We start from the raw sequence: 17703 nt of genomic DNA, 5'->3' as shown, positions 1-17703 counted from the left end.
GCGCAACCGCCGCCCGCCGGGACGGTCAGCCTCCAATCGGGCAATTTCTGACCAAAAAAAGTGCAACTGCACGCATTCTCGCCGCGTCGCGAATTGCGTCAATCGACGTATACCCCGCGGCGGTCCGACTGTCCAAAGTCCCCCGAGAAAGCGGTCAGCCGCCCGATGGCTTCGCTTCGACCAGCAATGAACAGGGGGATACCATGACGACCGAGCGTTCGACCGCGGGCCAGACCCGCGCGACCAGGAGCCTGATGGGCGCGCTTGCCTTCTCGCTCCTGTCGGCCACCGGCCTTTCCGGCGCCGCCGCCCAGGAAGACACCATCAAGGTGGGTGTGCTGCACTCCCTGTCCGGCACGATGGCCATCTCCGAGACCACCCTGAAGGACACCGTCCTCTATCTCATCGACGAGCAGAACAAGAAGGGCGGCGTCCTCGGCAAGAAGCTTGAGGCGGTCGTGGTCGACCCGGCCTCCGACTGGCCGCTGTTCGCCGAGAAGGCCCGCGAGCTGATCGAGAAGGAGAAGGTCTCGGTCGTGTTCGGCTGCTGGACCTCGGTCAGCCGCAAGTCCGTGCTGCCGGTGTTCAAGGAGCTGAACTCCATCCTCTTCTATCCCGTCCAGTACGAGGGCGAGGAGTCCGAGCGCAACGTGTTCTACACCGGCGCCGCCCCGAACCAGCAGGCGATCCCGGCCGTCGACTATCTCGCCGCCGAGGAAGGCGTGGAGCGTTGGGTGCTGGCCGGCACCGACTACGTCTACCCGCGCACGACCAACAAGATCCTGGAAGCCTACCTGCTCGCCAAGGGCGTGGCTCCGGAAGACATCATGATCAACTACACGCCGTTCGGTCATTCCGACTGGCAGACCATCGTCGCCGACATCAAGAAGTTCGGCTCGGCCGGCAAGAAGACCGCCGTGGTGTCGACCATCAACGGCGACGCCAACGTGCCCTTCTACAAGGAGCTCGGCAACCAGGGCATCAAGGCCGAGGACATCCCGGTCGTCGCCTTCTCGGTCGGCGAGGAAGAGCTGGCCGGTCTCGACACCGCCCCGCTGGTTGGGCACCTGGCCGCGTGGAACTACTTCCAGTCGGTCGACGCCGAGGTGAACGCCACCTTCATCGAAGGCTGGCAGGCCTACACGAAGAACGACAAGCGCGTGACCAACGACCCGATGGAAGCCCACTACATCGGCTTCAACATGTGGGTGAAGGCGGTCGAGGCGGCCGGCTCGGTCGAGCCGGACATGGTGATCGACAGCCTGATCGGCGTCTCGGTGCCGAACCTCTCGGGCGGCTACTCGGCCATGATGCCGAACCACCACATCACCAAGCCGGTCCTGATCGGCGAGATCCAGGCCGACGGCCAGTTCGAGATCGTATCGCAGACCGCTGGTCTCGTGGTCGGCGACGAGTGGTCGGACTACCTGGAAGGCTCCAAGGACCTGATCGCCGATTGGCGCAAGCCGCTCTCCTGCGGCAACTTCAACGTCGTCACCGGCAAGTGCGGCGGCTGATCGTCTCCTGAAGCGTTCGCGGCCCGCCGGTTGGCGGGCCGTTTGCATCATCACCGACCGGGTGGGGCGACCCACCCGGCGAATGCCCGTCCGCGCGTCGCGGCCGGCGGACTTCTGGGAGCGGGGAAGCCGAGATGCGCGCACTCACGGTTCTGGTCACCGCCCTGTGGCTGATGCTGTCGGCGGCCCTCGCCCCGACCGCGGCCGCCGCGACGGCGATTGCGGATCCGGATCTCAGCAGGCTGGTCAACCAGCTGGCGGAGGGGGGGTTCGACGAGGTGGAAGCGGCCATCGGCGCCCTGGTGGCGACCGGCGACGACCGGGTCTCGTCCATCCTGGACAAGCTCGGCTCCGGCGACCTTTTCGTGCGCAAGGCCGACCGGGTGGTGGTGCTCACGGAGGCCGCCGGCCGTGAGCTGAAGCTGACCGATCCGGTCACCGGCGCCGACCTCGGCATGGTGCCGAAGGCAGCGGTGGAGAAGATCCGCGTCAACAACCGCCTGCGCCGCACCGTCGCCGCCGCCATTGGCACGCTGACGCTGCGCAGCGACGATCCGGCGGTACGCCGGTCCGCGGCCGAGGCCGTGATGAAATCCAAGGATGCCAGCGCTATCCCGGCCCTCGACGCCGCCATCGCGGCCGAGCCTGACGAGGGCGTGAAGGGCGTCATGATCGCCGCCCGAGCGACGGCCGTGATGGCCTCCGACCTGCCCGAGGCCGACAAGCTCGCCGCCGTCGAGACCATCGGCGACCTCGGCACCCGCGACGCGCTCGCCATGCTGACCTCCTACACCGGTCTGGAAGGTCCGGTCGGCGAAGCGGCCCGCAAGGCGGCCACCTCGATCGAGAGCGGCCTGCTCCTCTGGGATGCCGCCCAGAACATCAGCTACGGCATATCGCTCGGCTCCGTCCTCCTCCTCGCCGCCATCGGCCTTGCCATCACCTTCGGTGTGATGGGGGTCATCAACATGGCCCATGGCGAGATGGTGATGATCGGCGCTTACACCACCTTCGTGGTGCAGGAGATCATCCGCACCTCCGCGCCCGGCCTCTTCGACTATTCACTGCTGATCGCCCTGCCGCTCGCCTTCCTGGTCTCCGGCGGCATCGGCGTCCTCATCGAGCGCTCCGTGATCCGCTGGCTCTACGGCCGGCCGCTGGAGACGCTGCTCGCCACCTGGGGCGTCTCCCTCATCCTGCAACAGGCGGTGCGCACCATCTTCGGCGCCCAGAACCGGGAGGTGGGCAATCCCTCCTGGATGTCCGGCTCGTTCATGGTGGGCGAACTCTCCATCACCTGGTCGCGGCTCTGGATCATCGTGTTCTCGCTCGTCGTGTTCGCCGGGCTGATGCTGGTGCTGAAGCGGACGACCTTCGGCCTGCAGACCCGCGCGGTGACCCAGAACCGTTCGATGGCGAGCGCCATGGGTATCCGCACCCCCTGGGTCGACGCCTTCACCTTCGGCCTAGGCTCCGGCATCGCCGGCATCGCCGGCGTCGCCCTCAGCCAGATCGGCAACGTCTCTCCCAACCTCGGCCAGGGCTACATCATCGACAGCTTCATGGTCGTGGTGTTCGGCGGGGTGGGCAATCTCTGGGGCACGCTGGTCGGCGCCATGACGCTCGGCATCGCCAACAAGCTGATGGAGCCCTACGCCGGCGCGGTGCTCGGCAAGATCCTGCTCCTCGTCTTCATCATCCTCTTCATCCAGAAGCGTCCGCGCGGCCTGTTCGCGCTCAAGGGAAGGGCGATCGAGGCATGATCACTGGCTTCCTCCTCAACGGCTTCGACACACGGGCACGGATCGTCGTCGCCATCCTGATCGCCATCGCGCTCCTGGTGCCGGCGGCCAACCTGATGCTGCCGCCGGACCATCCGCTGCACGTGCCGACCTATCTGGTCACCCTGATGGGCAAGTATTTCGCCTACGCGCTGCTCGCCTTGGCGGTGGACCTGGTGTGGGGCTATTGCGGCATCCTCTCGCTCGGCCACAGCGCCTTCTTCGCCCTTGGCGGCTATGCCATGGGCATGTACCTGATGCGCCAGATCGGCACCCGCGGCGTCTACGCCGACCCGATCCTGCCGGACTTCATGGTGTTCCTGAACTGGAAGGAACTGCCGTGGTTCTGGTACGGCTTCGACATGTTCTGGTTCGCCGCCCTGATGGTGGTGCTGGTGCCCGGCGCGATCGCCTTCGTGTTCGGCTGGTTCGCCTTCCGCTCCCGTGTCACCGGCGTCTACCTCTCCATCATCACCCAGGCGCTGACCTACGCCCTGTTGCTCGCCTTCTTCCGCAACGACATGGGCTTCGGCGGCAACAACGGCCTGACCGACTTCAAGGACATCCTCGGCTACAACGTGCAGGCGGACACCACCCGGGCGACGCTCTTCGCCCTCACGGTGCTCTTCCTGGCGCTCTTCTTCTTCATCGCCTCGGCCATCACGCGCTCCAAGCTCGGCAAGGTGCTGGTCGGCGTGCGCGACGCGGAGAGCCGCACCCGCTTTCTCGGCTACCGGGTGGAGAACTACAAGCTCTTCGTCTGGACCCTGTCGGCCATGATGGCCGGCGTCGCCGGGGCGCTCTACGTGCCGCAGGTCGGCATCATCAACCCGTCGGAGTTCGCGCCGGCCAACTCCATCGAGGCTGTGATCTGGGTCGCCGTCGGCGGCCGCGGCACCCTGGTCGGACCCATCGTCGGCGCCATCACGGTCAACTTCGGCAAGACCTGGTTCACCGGCGTGCTGCCCGAGTTCTGGCTGTTCGCCCTCGGCGCTCTCTTCATCGTGGTCACGCTCTTCCTGCCGAAGGGCATCGTCGGAACTGTCCAGGCCTTTTGGGCGAACCGCCGCCGTCCGGCCGCCCCGGCGTCGCTCGCCCCCGAACCCGCCGAGTAAGGAGCCGAACCATGACGGACAAGGCCGAAGGCACGCTCCTCTACCTCGACGGCGTCAACAAGGCGTTCGACGGGTTCAAGGCGATCAACAACCTGTCCCTGGTGCTGGCGCCGGGCGAGATGCGGGCCATCATCGGCCCGAACGGCGCCGGCAAGACCACCATGATGGACATCATCACCGGCAAGACCAAGCCGGACACGGGCGACGTGCTCTTCGAGGGCTCCACCGACCTCACCCGGCTGGACGAGGCGAAGATCGCCAACCTCGGCATCGGACGCAAGTTCCAGAAGCCGACGGTGTTCGAGAGCCACACGGTGGAGGACAACATCGTCCTCGCCCTCAAGGCCAAGCGTGGCGCCTTCGCGACCCTCTTCCACCAGACAACCAGGGCGGAGGCGGCGCGAGTGGACGAACTCCTCGCCACCACCCGCCTCACCGACAAGCGCAAGATGCTCGCCGCCCGGCTCAGCCACGGCCAGAAGCAGTGGCTGGAGATCGGCATGCTGCTCGCCCAGGAACCGCGCCTCCTGCTCGTCGACGAGCCCGCCGCCGGCATGACGGACGCCGAAACCGCCGAAACGGCCATTCTCCTCCGGGAGATCGCCAAGACCCAGTCGGTCGTGGTGGTGGAGCACGACATGACGTTCGTGCGCGATCTCGGGGTGAAGGTCACGGTGCTGCACGAGGGCACCGTGCTGGCGGAAGGATCGCTCGACGCGGTGTCGAGCAATCCGAAGGTGGTGGAAGTCTATCTAGGCCGTTGAGGGGGTTCTTCCCCCACCCTACCCTCCCCCTCAAGGGGGGGAGGGGGTGCCAGACCTTGAAAATGAGGGGTCTTTGTCAAGGGCTCCATGCCGTCAGGACACGAGAACCCTCCCCCCTTGAGGGGGAGGGCAGGGTGGGGGGTGCCGCCGCGCCGCCGCCGCAGCGCGAGAACCGCCGTCTGAACGAGGTCAAGGCCATGCTGAACGTGGAAGCCGTCAACCTGCACTATGGCGCCGCCCAGGCGCTCCGCGGCGTGTCGCTGGTCGCCGAGCCCGGCAAGGTCACCTGCGTGATGGGCCGCAACGGCGTCGGCAAGACGTCGCTGATGCGGGCCATCGTGGGCCTGCAGGGCATCTCCGGCGGGAAGATCGTCTGGGAAGGGGCGGACGTCTCCCGGCTCACCCCGCACGATCGCGCCCGCAAGGGCATTGCCATCGTGCCCCAGGGCCGCGACGTCTTCCCGCTTCTCACCGTGAAGGAGAACCTGGAGACCGGCTACGCGCCGATCGCCCGCAAGGACCGGTTCGTGCCGGACACGGTGTTCGAGCTCTTCCCCGTGTTGAAGGACATGCTGAAGCGCCGAGGCGGCGACCTCTCCGGCGGCCAGCAGCAGCAACTCGCCATCGGCCGGGCGCTGGTCACACGGCCGCGCCTCCTGGTGCTCGACGAGCCGACGGAGGGCATCCAGCCCTCCATCATCAAGGACATCGGCCGCGCCATCACCTACCTGCGCGACCAGGGCACCATGGCCATCGTGCTGGTGGAGCAGTATTTCGACTTCGCCAAGGATCTCGCCGACCGCTTCGTGGTGATGGACCGCGGCGAGGTGATCATGTCCGGCACCCGCGAGACCATGGACGAGGAGGCCGTGCGGGCGAAGATCACGGTGTGATCCGGACCGCCAAATCTCGACCTGTCGGGGCGCCTGAGCTTCTCAGGTCCCGGATTGGATGGTCGGCTCGACACAACCTCCCGCTGTCCAGCCGCCGCCGGGGATGGGGCATTCACCCGTGTCGCAGTTTCATGGCGACGATCGCGCCGATCAGGACCATCGAGACGATGTTGGCGGCAACCAGCGGCCATGCGCCGATGGCTACCCCGTAGAGAAACCAGAGCGTCACGGTCGTCAGCAGCAACAGGTTGCTCGCAAGCGAAAGACCCCTGGTATCGCGCGTGCGAACGGTTCGGATCGCTTGCGGAAGCCAGCATATCGTCCCGAGAATTGCTGCGAGCGCACCGATCGCCTCAACGAGCCAAGTGGAGAATGCGCCGTCCATCAAATCTTCCCTTGCGGCAGCGAATATCGCAGTAATAGCGAAGACTTTGCTTATTTTGTCAATTTGTTGCGGAAAGGGGTCCGCGTCGGCCGGCTTTCACCCCAGGTCGTGCCGTAGCGTGGAACCCGTCACGGCCCGCGCGGCTTCGCGCGCGTCGTTGCCGGAGCCGCGAGGGCGTCGTCCGGCCAGGGGTGGCGCGGGTAGCGGCCCTTGAGGTCTTTCGCCACCTCCCGCCACGAGCCCCGCCAGAAGCCCGGCAGGTCCTTGGTGGTCTGGATCGGCCGGTGGGCGGGCGAGGTGAGCACCACGGCAAGCGGCACGCGCCCGCCGGCGACGCTCGGATGCCGGTCGAGGCCGAATAGCTCCTGCACCCGGATGGTGATGGCCGGCCCGCCTTCCGCGCCATAGTCGATGGGCACCCGGCTGCCGGTCGGCGCCTCGAAGTGGCTCGGCAGCAGCCGGTCCATCTCCTGGCGGAGGGCGTAGGGCAGGAGTCCGTCGAGCGCCACCCCGAGAACGGCCGCGTCCACCTCGTCGAAGCGGGTGAGGCCGACGAGGTGGGGCGCCAGCCAGTCGGGCAGCGCCCCTCTCAGCGCCGCGTCGGAGAGGTCGGGCCAGGGCTCGCCCACCGTCTCATGAAGAAAGCTCGCCCGGCCACGAAGCGCCTTCTGGTCCTTGGACCAGGGCAGACGATCGACGCCTGTCTCGGCAATGCCGCCGGCAAGGGCGACGGCGGTTTCCAGGGACGCCGGCACGCTCGCCGGCTCCTCCGCGAGCACCAGCGCCTCCACCCGGCGCACCCGCCGGGCCCGCACCGCCCGCGCGGTCCGGTCCCAGGCGACGACCACGCCGTCCCTGATCCGACCGGCGAAGAGCGCCTCCACGTCCGCCCGGTCGATCGCGGCCGCCAGGCGGATCCGCGCCTTGTCGGCGGGGCCGGTCAGGTCCGCCACCACCAGGAAGGCCTCGCGGGCGAGCGCGTCGTGCTCCTCCAGGGTGCCGCCGCGGCCGTTGGCGAGGCGAAAGCCGCCCCGCGCGCCGCGCGCCTGGGCGACGCGATCCGGGTAGGCGCGGGCGAGATGCCGGCCGGCGTCCTCCACCCGTCCGCCCCGCTGGTCGCGGCCAGCGCGTGGGCCGCCGCCGCTTGCGGCCGCCACCCAACGGGCGGCCAGCCGCCGGGCGTCCTCCGCCCGGGATCCCCGGTCTGTTCGGAAGCGCCGCAGCCGCTCGGCAAGGTCGGTGGCGTCGCCGCCGAGGCCGCGCTCGGTGAGGACGGCCGCGATGTCGGCGGCAAGCAGGGCCTCGCCCTCCGCGGCCGCCGCGATCACCATGTGGGCGAGGCGCGGGTGCAGGGGCAGGCGGGCGAGCGCGCGGCCGGCGGCGGTCGGCCGAAGGTCCGCGTCGAGGGCGTCGAGGCCCTGTAGAAGCTTGACCGCCTCGTCGAATGCCGGGCGCGGCGGCGGATCCAGGAAGGCGAGCCGGCCTGGATCGTCGACGCCCCAGGCGGCGAGGTCGAGGACGAGGGAGGAGAGGTCCGCCTCCAGGATTTCCGGCCGGTCGAACGGCTCCAGCGCCGCCGTCTGCCCCTCGCCCCAGAGCCGCCAGCAGACACCGGGCTCCATACGTCCGGCGCGGCCGCGGCGCTGGTCGGCCGCCGCGCGGGAGACGCGCACCGTCTCCAGCCGGGTCAGCCCGGTGCCCGGCTCGTAGCGCGGCACCCGCGCGAGCCCGCCGTCGACCACGATGCGAACGCCCTCGATGGTGAGCGACGTCTCGGCGATGGAGGTGGCGAGCACCACCTTGCGGCGGCCCTCGGTGGCCGGCCGGATCGCCCGGTCCTGCTCGGCCGGCGGGAGCGCGCCGTAGAGCGGCGCAAGCTCGACGCCGTCCGGCAGGCGCGGCTTCAGCCGCTCGGCCACCCGCTGGATCTCGCCCTGGCCGGGCAGGAAGACGAGGGCCGACCCGGCGTCTTCGCCGAGCGCCCGGAGGACGAGCGCCGCCACCTGGTCCTCGAAGCGCTCGGCCGGGTCGCGGGGCACGTGGCGCGTTGCGACCGGAAACGCGCGGCCCTCGCTCGTCACCACCGGCGCGTCGCCGAGGAGGCCCGCCACACGGGCTCCGTCGAGGGTGGCCGACATGACGAGGATCCGAAGGTCGTCCCGAAGGGCGTCGGCGCTGTCGAGAGCCAGGGCGAGGCCGAGGTCGCCGTCGAGGCTGCGCTCGTGGAATTCGTCGAAGAGCACGGCCGCCACCCCGTCGAGGGTGGGATCGTCCACGATCATGCGGGTGAACACGCCCTCGGTGATCACCTCCACCCGGGTGCGGGCCGAAATGCGGCTGTCGAGGCGCACCCGGTAGCCGACCGTTGCGCCGACTGCCTCGCCGAGGGTCTCGGCCATGCGGGCGGCGGCCGAGCGGGCGGCGATGCGGCGCGGTTCCACCAGCAGCACCCGCCCGTCGCCGCGCCAGGGCTCGCCGAGGAGCGCCAGCGGCACGCGGGTCGTCTTGCCGGCGCCGGGCGGCGCCACCAGGACGGCGCGCGGCGTCGCGGTCAGCGTCCTCAGGAGGTCCGGAAGAGCGGCGTCGATGGGAAGGGGCGCGAGCGGCGGCGGCATGGCGCCTTGTCGCAAGCCGGGCGCGGCGGATCAAGCACCGCCGCAGCGTTGCTGGCCGAAGGCACGGCCGCGACGGCCGGAAAGGCTGCGCCGGGCGCGGCGCCCGACGGCAGACCGATCAGGAGGTCTTCTTCTTGTCGGCCGCCTTGATGTCGCTCCAGGTGTTCGCCTGGGCCATCATGCCCTTCAGATAGGCGACATTGGCGGCCGCCTGCGCCGGGTCGAGCTCGGCCGAGGCCACCTGCTCGGCCTCCTGGAAGCGACCCTGCAGGCCGATCACCAGTGCGAGGTTCTGACGGATCCGGCTGTTCGCCTTCGGCGAGGCCGACGCCTGGCGCAGCAACTGCTCGGCCGGCGGAAGGTCGCCGGAGAGGAGATGGCTGAGGGCGAGGTTGTTGAGGATGCTCGGCTCGTCCGGGGCGATCAGGCGGGCCTTTTCGTAAAGCGCCCGCGCGTCGGCCGTCTGGCCCATCTGGTCGAGGATGGCACCTTCGGCGGAGAGCAGCTTCCAGTCCGGCCGTTCGGCGGATTGGGCGTTGCGAATCACCCGGAGGGCGTTTTCGAACTCGCCGTTCGCCGCCAGCGCCTTGCCGTAGGCCGCGGCGATCTCCTGGTCCTTCGGATGGGCGAGCACGCCCTTGCGCATCACCGCCACGGCCTGGTCGGCCTGGCCGTTCAGCCGGAGGGCGGCGGCGAAGTTGAGGATCGCCACCCGGTCCTTGGGGTCCTTGTCGTAGCGGGCGCCCCAGGTCTGCGTTGCCGTGGCGATCTGCTGGTCGGTGAGGTTCGTCGACCCGGTGACCGTGACGCCGCCGTGGCTGCCGACGGCGGATCCGCTCTGGCATCCGGCGACCGCCAGCGTCAGCGGCAAAAGAATCCCGAGGAGGGCGAGGGAGCGGCGGGCAGGAGCGTGGCGCATCGATCTTTCCGGCATCGGCTGTCTCGGGCAAATCAGTAAAGCGTTAACCCTAACGACTGGTTAACCGCCGCCCACCTTGGTCTGCCGCGCATGTCGCTTGGCACCTCTTGCAAGGCAAGCCCGCTTGCCCGGGAAGGCCGCGGCGGGCCATCATCCGGCCGACCCGCGCCGCCGGCGCTCACAATTCGAGGATCTCCGCCTTGCTTGCCACCTTGGTCGCTGCCGATACCACCGAGCCCGCCATTCCGGTCCACGTCCTGACCGAGGATGGCCTCTCCGAGACGGTGGAGGCGCTGGGGGAGGGGGCCGGTCGCTGGGTCGCCGCCAACGGGTTCAAGGCCGCGGCGGGAAGCCACCTGATCGTGCCGGAGGCGAGCGGTGCCCCGGGTGCCGTGCTGTTCGGCCTCGGCAAGGCGGACGATCCGGCCCGGTCGCCCTTCCTGCCGGGCAAGCTCGCCACCGTCCTGCCGCCCGGCCTTTACCGACTCGCCACCTTCGAGGGCGATCTTGCCGCCGCTGTCACGGCCTTCGCCCTCGGCGGCTACCGGTTCGAGCGATACGTCAAGCCGCGCGAGGCCGTGCCGCGGCTGGTGGTGCCCTCCACCGTCGACATCCGTCAGGTCGACCGGATCGCCCGGGCGGTGCACATGGTGCGCGACCTCATCAACACCCCGGCCAACGACCTCGGACCGGCGGATCTGGCTGCGGCGATCCGCGCCGTGGCGGATCGGCACGGGGCGGCGGTGACCGAGATCGTTGGCGACGATCTCCTGGACGCGAACTTCCCCCTGATCCATGCGGTCGGCGCCGGCAGCGAGCGCGCGCCGCGGCTTCTGGACGTGACCTGGGGCGACGAGCGCGATCCGAAGGTCACGCTGGTCGGCAAGGGCGTGGTGTTCGACACTGGCGGCCTCGACATCAAGTCCGACACCGGGATGCTCTTGATGAAGAAGGACATGGGCGGCGCCGCCAACGTGCTCGGCCTTGCCCAAATGGTCATGGAGGCGGGCCTGCGCGTCCGGCTGCGGGTGATCGTGCCGATCGTGGAGAATGCCATCTCAGGCCGCGCCTTCCGTCCGGGCGACGTCTATCGCAGCCGCAAGGGGCTGACGGTGGAGATCGGCAACACGGACGCGGAAGGCCGGCTCATTCTCGCCGACGCCCTGGCGCTCGCCGACGAGGAGGCGCCGGATCTCCTGGTCGACATGGCGACACTCACCGGTGCGGCACGGGTGGCGCTCGGCCCGGACCTTCCGCCGGTCTACACGCGGGACGACGACTTCGCCGCTGCCCTCGCGGAGGCGGGCCGGGCGGTGCACGACCCGCTCTGGCGCATGCCCCTCTGGCCCGCCTACGACAGCCTGCTCGCCTCCAAGGTGGCGGATCTCAACAATGTGGCGACGGGCGGTTTCGCAGGCTCCATCACGGCCGCCTTGTTCCTGGGGCGGTTCGTGCAGGCGGCGCGCACCTGGATGCACGCGGACATCTTCGGCTGGACGCCGAGCGCCAAGCCCGGCAAGCCCGACGGTGGGGAGGCCCAGGTGATCCGCGCCCTCTACGCGGTGATGCAGCACCGTTACGGCTGAGCTGCGCGGCGGTCGGGTCTCGACGGGCGCGTGCATCGGCCGATGAAAGCAGCGGCGCTTCGGTATCCGCGCTTCGTCCGGGCGCACCGGCCGTTGGTTCGGCGCGGCCGGGCGGATCCGCCTCTTCGAGACGTTCGGACCCGTCCGAACGTCTCGATCCGGGGGTCAGTGCAGAATCTGGCTCAGGAAGAGCTGGGTCCGCTCGTGCTGCGGGTTGGTGAAGAAGGTGTCCGGATCGTTCTGCTCGACGATCTGGCCCTGGTCCATGAAGATCACCCGGTTGGCCACCTGGCGGGCGAAGCCCATCTCGTGGGTGACGCAGAGCATGGTCATCCCGCTCTCGGCGAGCGAAATCATCACGTCCAGCACCTCCTTGACCATTTCCGGGTCGAGCGCCGATGTCGGCTCGTCGAACAGCATGATCTTGGGGTTCATGCAGAGGGAGCGGGCGATCGCCACACGCTGCTGCTGGCCACCGGAGAGCTGGCCGGGATACTTGTTCGCCTGCTCGGGGATCCGCACCTTGGCGAGATACTCCATGGCGATCTCGTCGGCCTGCTTCTTCGGCAGCTTGCGCACCCACATGGGGGCGAGGGTGCAGTTCTCCAGGATGGTCAGGTGCGGGAAGAGGTTGAAGTGCTGGAACACCATGCCGACCTCACGCCGCACCTCGTCGATCTTCTTCAGATCGTTGGTGAGCTCGGTGCCGTCGACGATGATCTGGCCCTTCTGGTGTTCCTCCAGCCGGTTGATGCAGCGGATCATGGTGGACTTGCCAGAGCCGGACGGACCGCAGACCACGATGCGCTCGCCGCGCCGGACCTTCAGGTTGATGTCGCGGAGCACGTGGAACTCGCCGTACCACTTGTTCACGCCGATGAGCTCGACGGCGACCTCGTTGCCGATCTGCAGCTTCGAGCGGTCGATCGCAATATCCTCCACGCGGGCGGTGTTCTCGCTCATGACGGTCCTCTTCCGGTCAGCGGCCGCCCTTCGGGGCCGATCGCCCCATCGGGGCGCAGTTCATGCAAAGGCGGGTCCCGGGCGCCGCGATGCGGCGACCGCGTCGGTCATTTGCGGTGCCCGGTGTCGAGCCGGCGCTCCATGTAGCGGGAGTACATGGACATGCCGTAGCAGAAGATCCAGAACACCGAGGCGGCGAAGATGTAGCCCGTGATCGGGGTGGTCGGCCCGGCCCAGTTGGTGTCGGTGAAGTTGGACTGCACGATCGCCAGAAGGTCGAAGAGGCCGATGATTAGCACCAGCGACGTGTCCTTGAAGAGGCCGATCAGCGTGTTGACGATGCCCGGGATCACGATCTTCAGCGCCTGCGGCAGGATCACCAGCCGCATCGATTGCCAGTAGCCGAGGCCCACCGCCATGGCGGCTTCGTACTGGCCCTTGGGGATGGCCTGCAGGCCGCCGCGCACCACCTCGGCCATGTAGGCGGACGAGAAGAGCGACACGCCGATCAGCGCCCGGAGCAGCTTGTCGAAGTTGACGCCGGCCGGCAGGAAGAGCGGCAGCATCACGCTCGCCATGAAGAGCACGGTGATCAGCGGCACGCCGCGCCAGAACTCGATGAAGACCACCGACACGGTCTTGATGATCGGCAGTTGCGATCGCCGCCCGAGGGCGAGGAGCACGCCGAGGGGCAGGGAGGTGGCGATGCCCACGATGGCGATCACCAGCGTCAGCATCAGGCCGCCCCAGAGCGAGGTCTCCACAGTCGGCAGGCCGAACACGCCGCCGTAGAGCAGGATGAAGGCGAGCACCGGGAAGACCGCCAGGGTGAAAATGGCGTTCTGGCGCTTGTAGGGCACCTGCGGGATGGCCAGCGGCACCAGCCCGGCCACGAGCAGGATGCCCGTCAGGTCCACCCGCCAGCGTTCTTCGATGGGATAGCGGCCGTACATGAACTGGCTGAACTTCGCCTTCACGAAGGCCCAGCAGGCGCCGGCCTCCGGCACGATGCAGGCCTCCCGGTTCTCACCGGTCCAGACCGCGTCGAACACCAGGAAGGAGAGGAGCGGCGGCACCACCCAGGCGATGAAGAGCGCCGACACGAGGGTGAGGGCCGTGTTGAGCGGCGAAGAGAAGAGGTTCTGGCGGAGCCAGGCCGTCGCCCCGACGGCGCTGGAAGGAGCCGGCGCCGGTGGCGCCATCTGCTGGCGGACGTAGGAAGTGCCGATGTCGGACATGTCTTCAGCGCTCCACCAGCGCGACGCGCGCGTTGAACCAGTTCATGAAGGCGGACGTCAGCAGGCTGAGCGTCAGGTAGGTCAGCATCACGATGCCGATCACTTCGAGCGCCTGTCCGCTCTGGTTGAGCACCGTGCCGGCGACCGCGACGAGGTCCGGGTAGCCGATGGCGAGCGCCAGCGAGGAGTTCTTGGTGAGGTTCAGGTACTGGCTGGTCAGCGGCGGGATGATCACTCGCATGGCCTGCGGCACGATCACCAGCCGCGTGGTGACGCCGGGACGAAGGCCGAGGGCAAAGGCCGCCTCGGACTGGCCTTTGCTGATCGCCTGGATGCCGGCGCGCACCGTCTCGGCGATGAAGGCCGAGGTGTAGATGACGAGACCAAGCTCCAGCGCCAGCAGTTCCGGGATGATCGTGGTGCCGCCGGCGAAGTTGAAGCCCTTCAGCTCGGGATATTCGAAGCTGAGCGGCGCGCCGGTGAGGAGAAAGACCACGAGCGGCAGGCCGAGCAGCAGGCCGAGCGACGGCAGCAGCATGCCGATGCGTTGGCCCGTTGCCAGCTGGCGCTGCCGGTTCCAGCGGGCGATCCCGACCAGCGCCGCCGCCCCGAGGGCGAAGGCGAGAGGCGTCAGCCAGAAGAGGTCGCCGGCGATGCCGCGCGGCACCGACAGGCCGCGGTTGGAGAGGATCATGCCGAACCCGAGCTCGTAGCCCTGGCGCGGGGCCGGCAGCACCGCGAGCACGCCCTTGTACCAGAACAGCAGCGACACGAGCAGCGGCACGTTCCGGAACAGCTCGATGTAGACCCGGGTCACCTGCCGCAGCAGCCAGTTGGGCGAAAGCTGCGCGATCCCGACCAGGAAGCCCACGATGGTGGCGAGCACGATGCCGACCACGGCCACCAGAAGCGTGTTCAGGAAGCCCGTCAGGATGGCCCGGCCATAGGTGCTGTCGTTGGTGTAGGGGATCAGCGTCTGCGCCATGTCGAAGCCGGCCCGGCTCTCCAGAAAGCCGAAGCCGGAGGCGACGTTGAGCCGGGCGAGGTTGATGGCGACGTTGTGGGCGATCTCCCAGAACAGGAAGATCAGGCCCAGGATCAGCGCGACCTGGAACAGGATCCCGCGTACCTTCGGGTCGTAGAGAAGATTGTGGCGAGGTTTCGCCGAACCGGGCGTCGCGCTCGTGCTGGCTGTCATCGGATGCGCTCGCGATGGAGAGGGCAGGACGGCGAATTCGGGCCGCGGGATGCCGGCCGGAACAAGTCTGAAGCGACGGAAGACGGTCCGACGACCCGGGTGGGCGGCGGTCCGCGCGTCGTCACGCTATCATCGATCCAAAAACCTCGGCGGAACCCGCGATGGTGCGCGTTCGGCATGACGCGACCGATCGATCGAGGCCACCTCCTCGGCGGCGCCAAGTCGCGGGACGCGATGGCTTCGACGAGGGTGCAGGATCAAGATCCGAATGGGCGGACGCCACACGCTGTGCCGGAACGACCGCTCCAGCCCCTCATCTTGCAAGGACACCAACCGCGATCGATCGCGGTGTCCGCAAGGGAATGGCATCGCCCGTGGCAGCGTCCGTCGGATCGGTGAAAGGCGGCCCGGAGCTTCACGCCCCGGGCCGCCAGTCGTCGATCAGCGGATCGGCGGGGCGTACTGCAGACCGCCGTCGGTCCACAGGGCGTTGAGGCCGCGCTCGATGTTCAGCGGCGAGCCGGTGCCCACGTTGCGGTCGAAGACCTCACCGTAGTTTCCGACCTGCTTGACGATGTTGTAGGCCCAGTCGTTGGAGAGGCCGAGCGACTCGCCGAACGTGCCATCCGCGCCGAGCAGACGCTTGATGTCCGGGTTCTCGGTCGCCTTCATCTCGTCGACGTTCGCCTGGGTCACGCCGAGTTCCTCGGCGGCCAGCATGGCGTTGTGCGTCCACTTGACGATGTTGAGCCACTGTTCGTCACCCTGGCGCACCACCGGGCCGAGCGGCTCCTTGGAGATGATCTCCGGCAGAACCACGTGATCGTCCGGGTTGGCGAACTTCAGGCGCGACGCGTAGAGACCCGAGGCGTCCGTGGTGTAGACGTCGCAACGGCCCGCCTCGTAGGCGGCGATCGCCTCGTCGTCCTTCTCCACCACCACCGGCTGGTATTCCATGCCGTTGGTCTTGAAGTAGTCCGAGAGGTTGAGCTCGGTGGTGGTGCCGGTCTGCACGCAGGCCGTGGCGCCGTTCAGCTCCTTGGCCGAGCTGACGCCCACCGACTTCTTCACGATGAAGCCCTGGCCGTCGTAGTAGTTCACACCGGCGAAGATCATGCCCATCGACGTGTCGCGGGACATGGTCCAGGTGGTGTTGCGGATCAGCACGTCCACTTCGCCGGACTGCAGCGCGGTGAAGCGCTCCTTGGCGGTGAGCGGGGTGTACTTCACCTTGGTGGCGTCGCCGAACACGGCGGCCGCGATGGCGCGGCAGTAGTCCGCGTCCAGACCCTTCCAGTTGCCGGCATCATCCGGCTCGGAGAAACCGGCAAGGCCGGTGCTGGCGCCGCACTGGACGAAACCCTTGCTCTTGACGGTGTCGAGCGTAGCCGCGGAGCCGGCCACGGCCGAACCCATCACGAACGCCGCACCAAGCGCCACGGACTTCCAAGACCGATCAAGCATCGACTATAACCCCCTGCCGTATGGCAATTTCTGTTTGTTGCTGCCTCTGCGGGCTGGGAAAAGATAATACGAGGTTTTCCTCACATCCAATGCCCGAAATTTGGATCGCTCATTCCGAAACTGGATAACCATCCGCCGAAGGAACAATCACGCTGTTTTTCTCGGCATATGGGCCGATTCAGCCGGTTCGCGACGTCGCCTGCCCCCGTGTGAAAAGCAGGTTGCCGAAAAATAGTGCACATCCGAACACGCCGTCGCCGTCATTGCGGCGGCTCGAAGCGGGCTGATCGGCGGCAAGATGCGTGGGGCGGTCAGGCCACCGCGGCGACGGCGGCGCGGTCTTTCAGGAAGCGCCAGAGGCGCTCCACCGTCGGCCGCACCTTGTCCATGGACCGATAGATGCGGATGCCCATCTCCACCGAGATGGTCGGGTCCACGACGACGAGGGATCCCGAGGCGATCTCCTGGCCGACGCTGTTCTCCGGCAGCCAGGCGAGGCCGCGGCCGGTGATGGCCATCATCTTCAGCGCCTCCGCCATGGCGTTCTCGTAGAGGCTGGCGAGGTGCAAGGTCTCGCCCCGTTCCGCCACCAGGATGCCGGTGAGCTTGCCGAGAAACGTCTCGGGCAGATAGTTCAGCGTCGGCACCGGCCGCTCCGGCGTTCCAGGCAGGATGTAACAGGGACGGCCATCCTCGCGCGGGGCGGACACCGGGATCAGGCGGTCGGTGCCAAGCTCCAGGTAGGGATAGCGCTCGGGATCGAGGAGCACCGGCACCCTTGGATGGACGTAGGTCAGCAGGAAGTCGCAGTCCCCTTCGGCGAACACCCGGACGCTGTCGTGGAAATTGTCGGTGATGAGCCGGGCGTTGATCGGGCCGAAGCCCTCCTCCACGGTCTTCAGCCAGGTCGGGAAGAAACTGATCGACAGGGTGTGGATGGTGGAGAGCGTCACCGTGTTCTGGGTCGGCAGCCGCCCGGACCGGAGCTGCGAGCGCTCCACATAGAGAAGGCGCAGCACCTCCTCGGCCGTCTCGCGAAACCGGCGGCCTTCCGCCGTGAGGGTGGTTGGATAGGTGGAGCGATCGACGAGAGGCACGCCCAGCCACTGCTCCAGCTGCTGGATCCGCCGGCTGAAAGCGGACTGGGTCACGTGCCGCTCCACCGCCGACTTGGAAAAGCTGCGCGTGTTGGCGAGGCTCACGAAGTCCTCCAGCCACTTGATTTCCAAGACCGGCCTCCCGGGCGCCTGTCGCCGCCCCTTGCA

The 17703-nt window shown here is 68.2% G+C and carries 14 protein-coding genes; 6 read left to right on the top strand and 8 right to left on the bottom strand.

What is annotated here, in order from left to right; all coding sequences use genetic code 11:
* The first annotated feature begins 254 nt into the window (after window positions 1-254).
* From urtA to urtE, 5 genes are all read left to right on the top strand, one after another.
* Window positions 255-1517 carry an urea ABC transporter substrate-binding protein gene (gene urtA, locus BUQ68_RS15260; RefSeq protein ID WP_095407349.1) on the top strand — a complete coding sequence of 421 codons (1263 nt, stop codon included), beginning with the start codon at window positions 255-257 and terminating at the stop codon, window positions 1515-1517.
* Window positions 1518-1651: 134 nt separating this feature from the next.
* A complete protein-coding gene (gene urtB / locus BUQ68_RS15255; protein ID WP_075216856.1) occupies window positions 1652-3280 on the top strand; it encodes an urea ABC transporter permease subunit UrtB in 1629 nt (542 codons plus the stop codon).
* A complete protein-coding gene (urtC, locus tag BUQ68_RS15250; protein WP_075216855.1) occupies window positions 3277-4413 on the top strand; it encodes an urea ABC transporter permease subunit UrtC in 1137 nt (378 codons plus the stop codon). Before urtB ends, urtC begins: the two co-directional genes overlap by 4 nt.
* An 11-nt stretch (window positions 4414-4424) precedes the next feature.
* Window positions 4425-5177, top strand: a complete 753-nt coding sequence (gene urtD, locus BUQ68_RS15245) for an urea ABC transporter ATP-binding protein UrtD (protein ID WP_075216854.1) — start codon at window positions 4425-4427, stop codon at window positions 5175-5177.
* Window positions 5178-5374: 197 nt separating this feature from the next.
* Window positions 5375-6070 (top strand): urea ABC transporter ATP-binding subunit UrtE, encoded by a 696-nt coding sequence (urtE, locus tag BUQ68_RS15240; protein WP_075216926.1) that lies wholly within the window; start codon window positions 5375-5377, stop codon window positions 6068-6070.
* A 112-nt stretch (window positions 6071-6182) separates the two neighbouring features.
* On the opposite strand, the gene BUQ68_RS15235 is transcribed toward urtE, so the two are convergent.
* From BUQ68_RS15235 to BUQ68_RS15225, 3 genes are all read right to left on the bottom strand, one after another.
* Entirely contained in the window at window positions 6183-6455 is a 273-nt protein-coding gene (locus BUQ68_RS15235; RefSeq protein ID WP_075216853.1) for a SemiSWEET family sugar transporter, read from the bottom strand.
* A gap of 128 nt (window positions 6456-6583) precedes the next feature.
* Window positions 6584-9070 carry an ATP-dependent helicase HrpB gene (gene hrpB / locus BUQ68_RS15230; protein WP_075216852.1) on the bottom strand — a complete coding sequence of 829 codons (2487 nt, stop codon included), beginning with the start codon at window positions 9068-9070 and terminating at the stop codon, window positions 6584-6586.
* Between the two features lie 118 nt (window positions 9071-9188).
* A complete protein-coding gene (locus BUQ68_RS15225; RefSeq protein WP_245293271.1) occupies window positions 9189-9989 on the bottom strand; it encodes a tetratricopeptide repeat protein in 801 nt (266 codons plus the stop codon).
* Between the two features lie 200 nt (window positions 9990-10189).
* Here BUQ68_RS15225 and BUQ68_RS15220 point away from each other — a divergent pair, with 200 nt between their 5' ends.
* A complete protein-coding gene (locus BUQ68_RS15220) occupies window positions 10190-11575 on the top strand; it encodes a leucyl aminopeptidase family protein (protein ID WP_083656607.1) in 1386 nt (461 codons plus the stop codon).
* Window positions 11576-11740: 165 nt separating this feature from the next.
* Here the strand turns inward: BUQ68_RS15220 and BUQ68_RS15215 are convergent, their stop codons facing one another.
* The 5 genes from BUQ68_RS15215 to BUQ68_RS15195 all read right to left on the bottom strand — a co-directional run bounded on the left by BUQ68_RS15215 (window position 11741) and on the right by BUQ68_RS15195 (window position 17667).
* Window positions 11741-12538 carry an amino acid ABC transporter ATP-binding protein gene (locus tag BUQ68_RS15215; RefSeq protein WP_075216850.1) on the bottom strand — a complete coding sequence of 266 codons (798 nt, stop codon included), beginning with the start codon at window positions 12536-12538 and terminating at the stop codon, window positions 11741-11743.
* Window positions 12539-12645: 107 nt separating this feature from the next.
* Window positions 12646-13776: an amino acid ABC transporter permease gene (locus BUQ68_RS15210; RefSeq protein WP_075216849.1), complete on the bottom strand. Its 1131-nt coding sequence runs from the start codon at window positions 13774-13776 to the stop codon at window positions 12646-12648.
* 4 nt (window positions 13777-13780) lie between these two features.
* Window positions 13781-14974: an amino acid ABC transporter permease gene (locus BUQ68_RS15205; protein WP_075216848.1), complete on the bottom strand. Its 1194-nt coding sequence runs from the start codon at window positions 14972-14974 to the stop codon at window positions 13781-13783.
* A gap of 441 nt (window positions 14975-15415) precedes the next feature.
* A complete protein-coding gene (locus tag BUQ68_RS15200) occupies window positions 15416-16438 on the bottom strand; it encodes an amino acid ABC transporter substrate-binding protein (protein ID WP_075216847.1) in 1023 nt (340 codons plus the stop codon).
* Window positions 16439-16749: 311 nt separating this feature from the next.
* The gene (locus BUQ68_RS15195; protein ID WP_075216846.1) at window positions 16750-17667 is read right to left on the bottom strand and encodes a LysR family transcriptional regulator; all 918 of its coding nucleotides are present in this window, start codon (window positions 17665-17667) and stop codon (window positions 16750-16752) included.
* Window positions 17668-17703 lie beyond the last annotated feature (36 nt).

The organism is Mongoliimonas terrestris, from assembly GCF_001927285.1.
GTDB classification, from domain to species: Bacteria; Pseudomonadota; Alphaproteobacteria; order Rhizobiales; family Pleomorphomonadaceae; genus Chthonobacter; species Chthonobacter terrestris.
The sequence above is the reverse complement of the archived record's forward strand: the minus strand, read 5'-3'. Positions and strand labels throughout refer to the sequence as shown.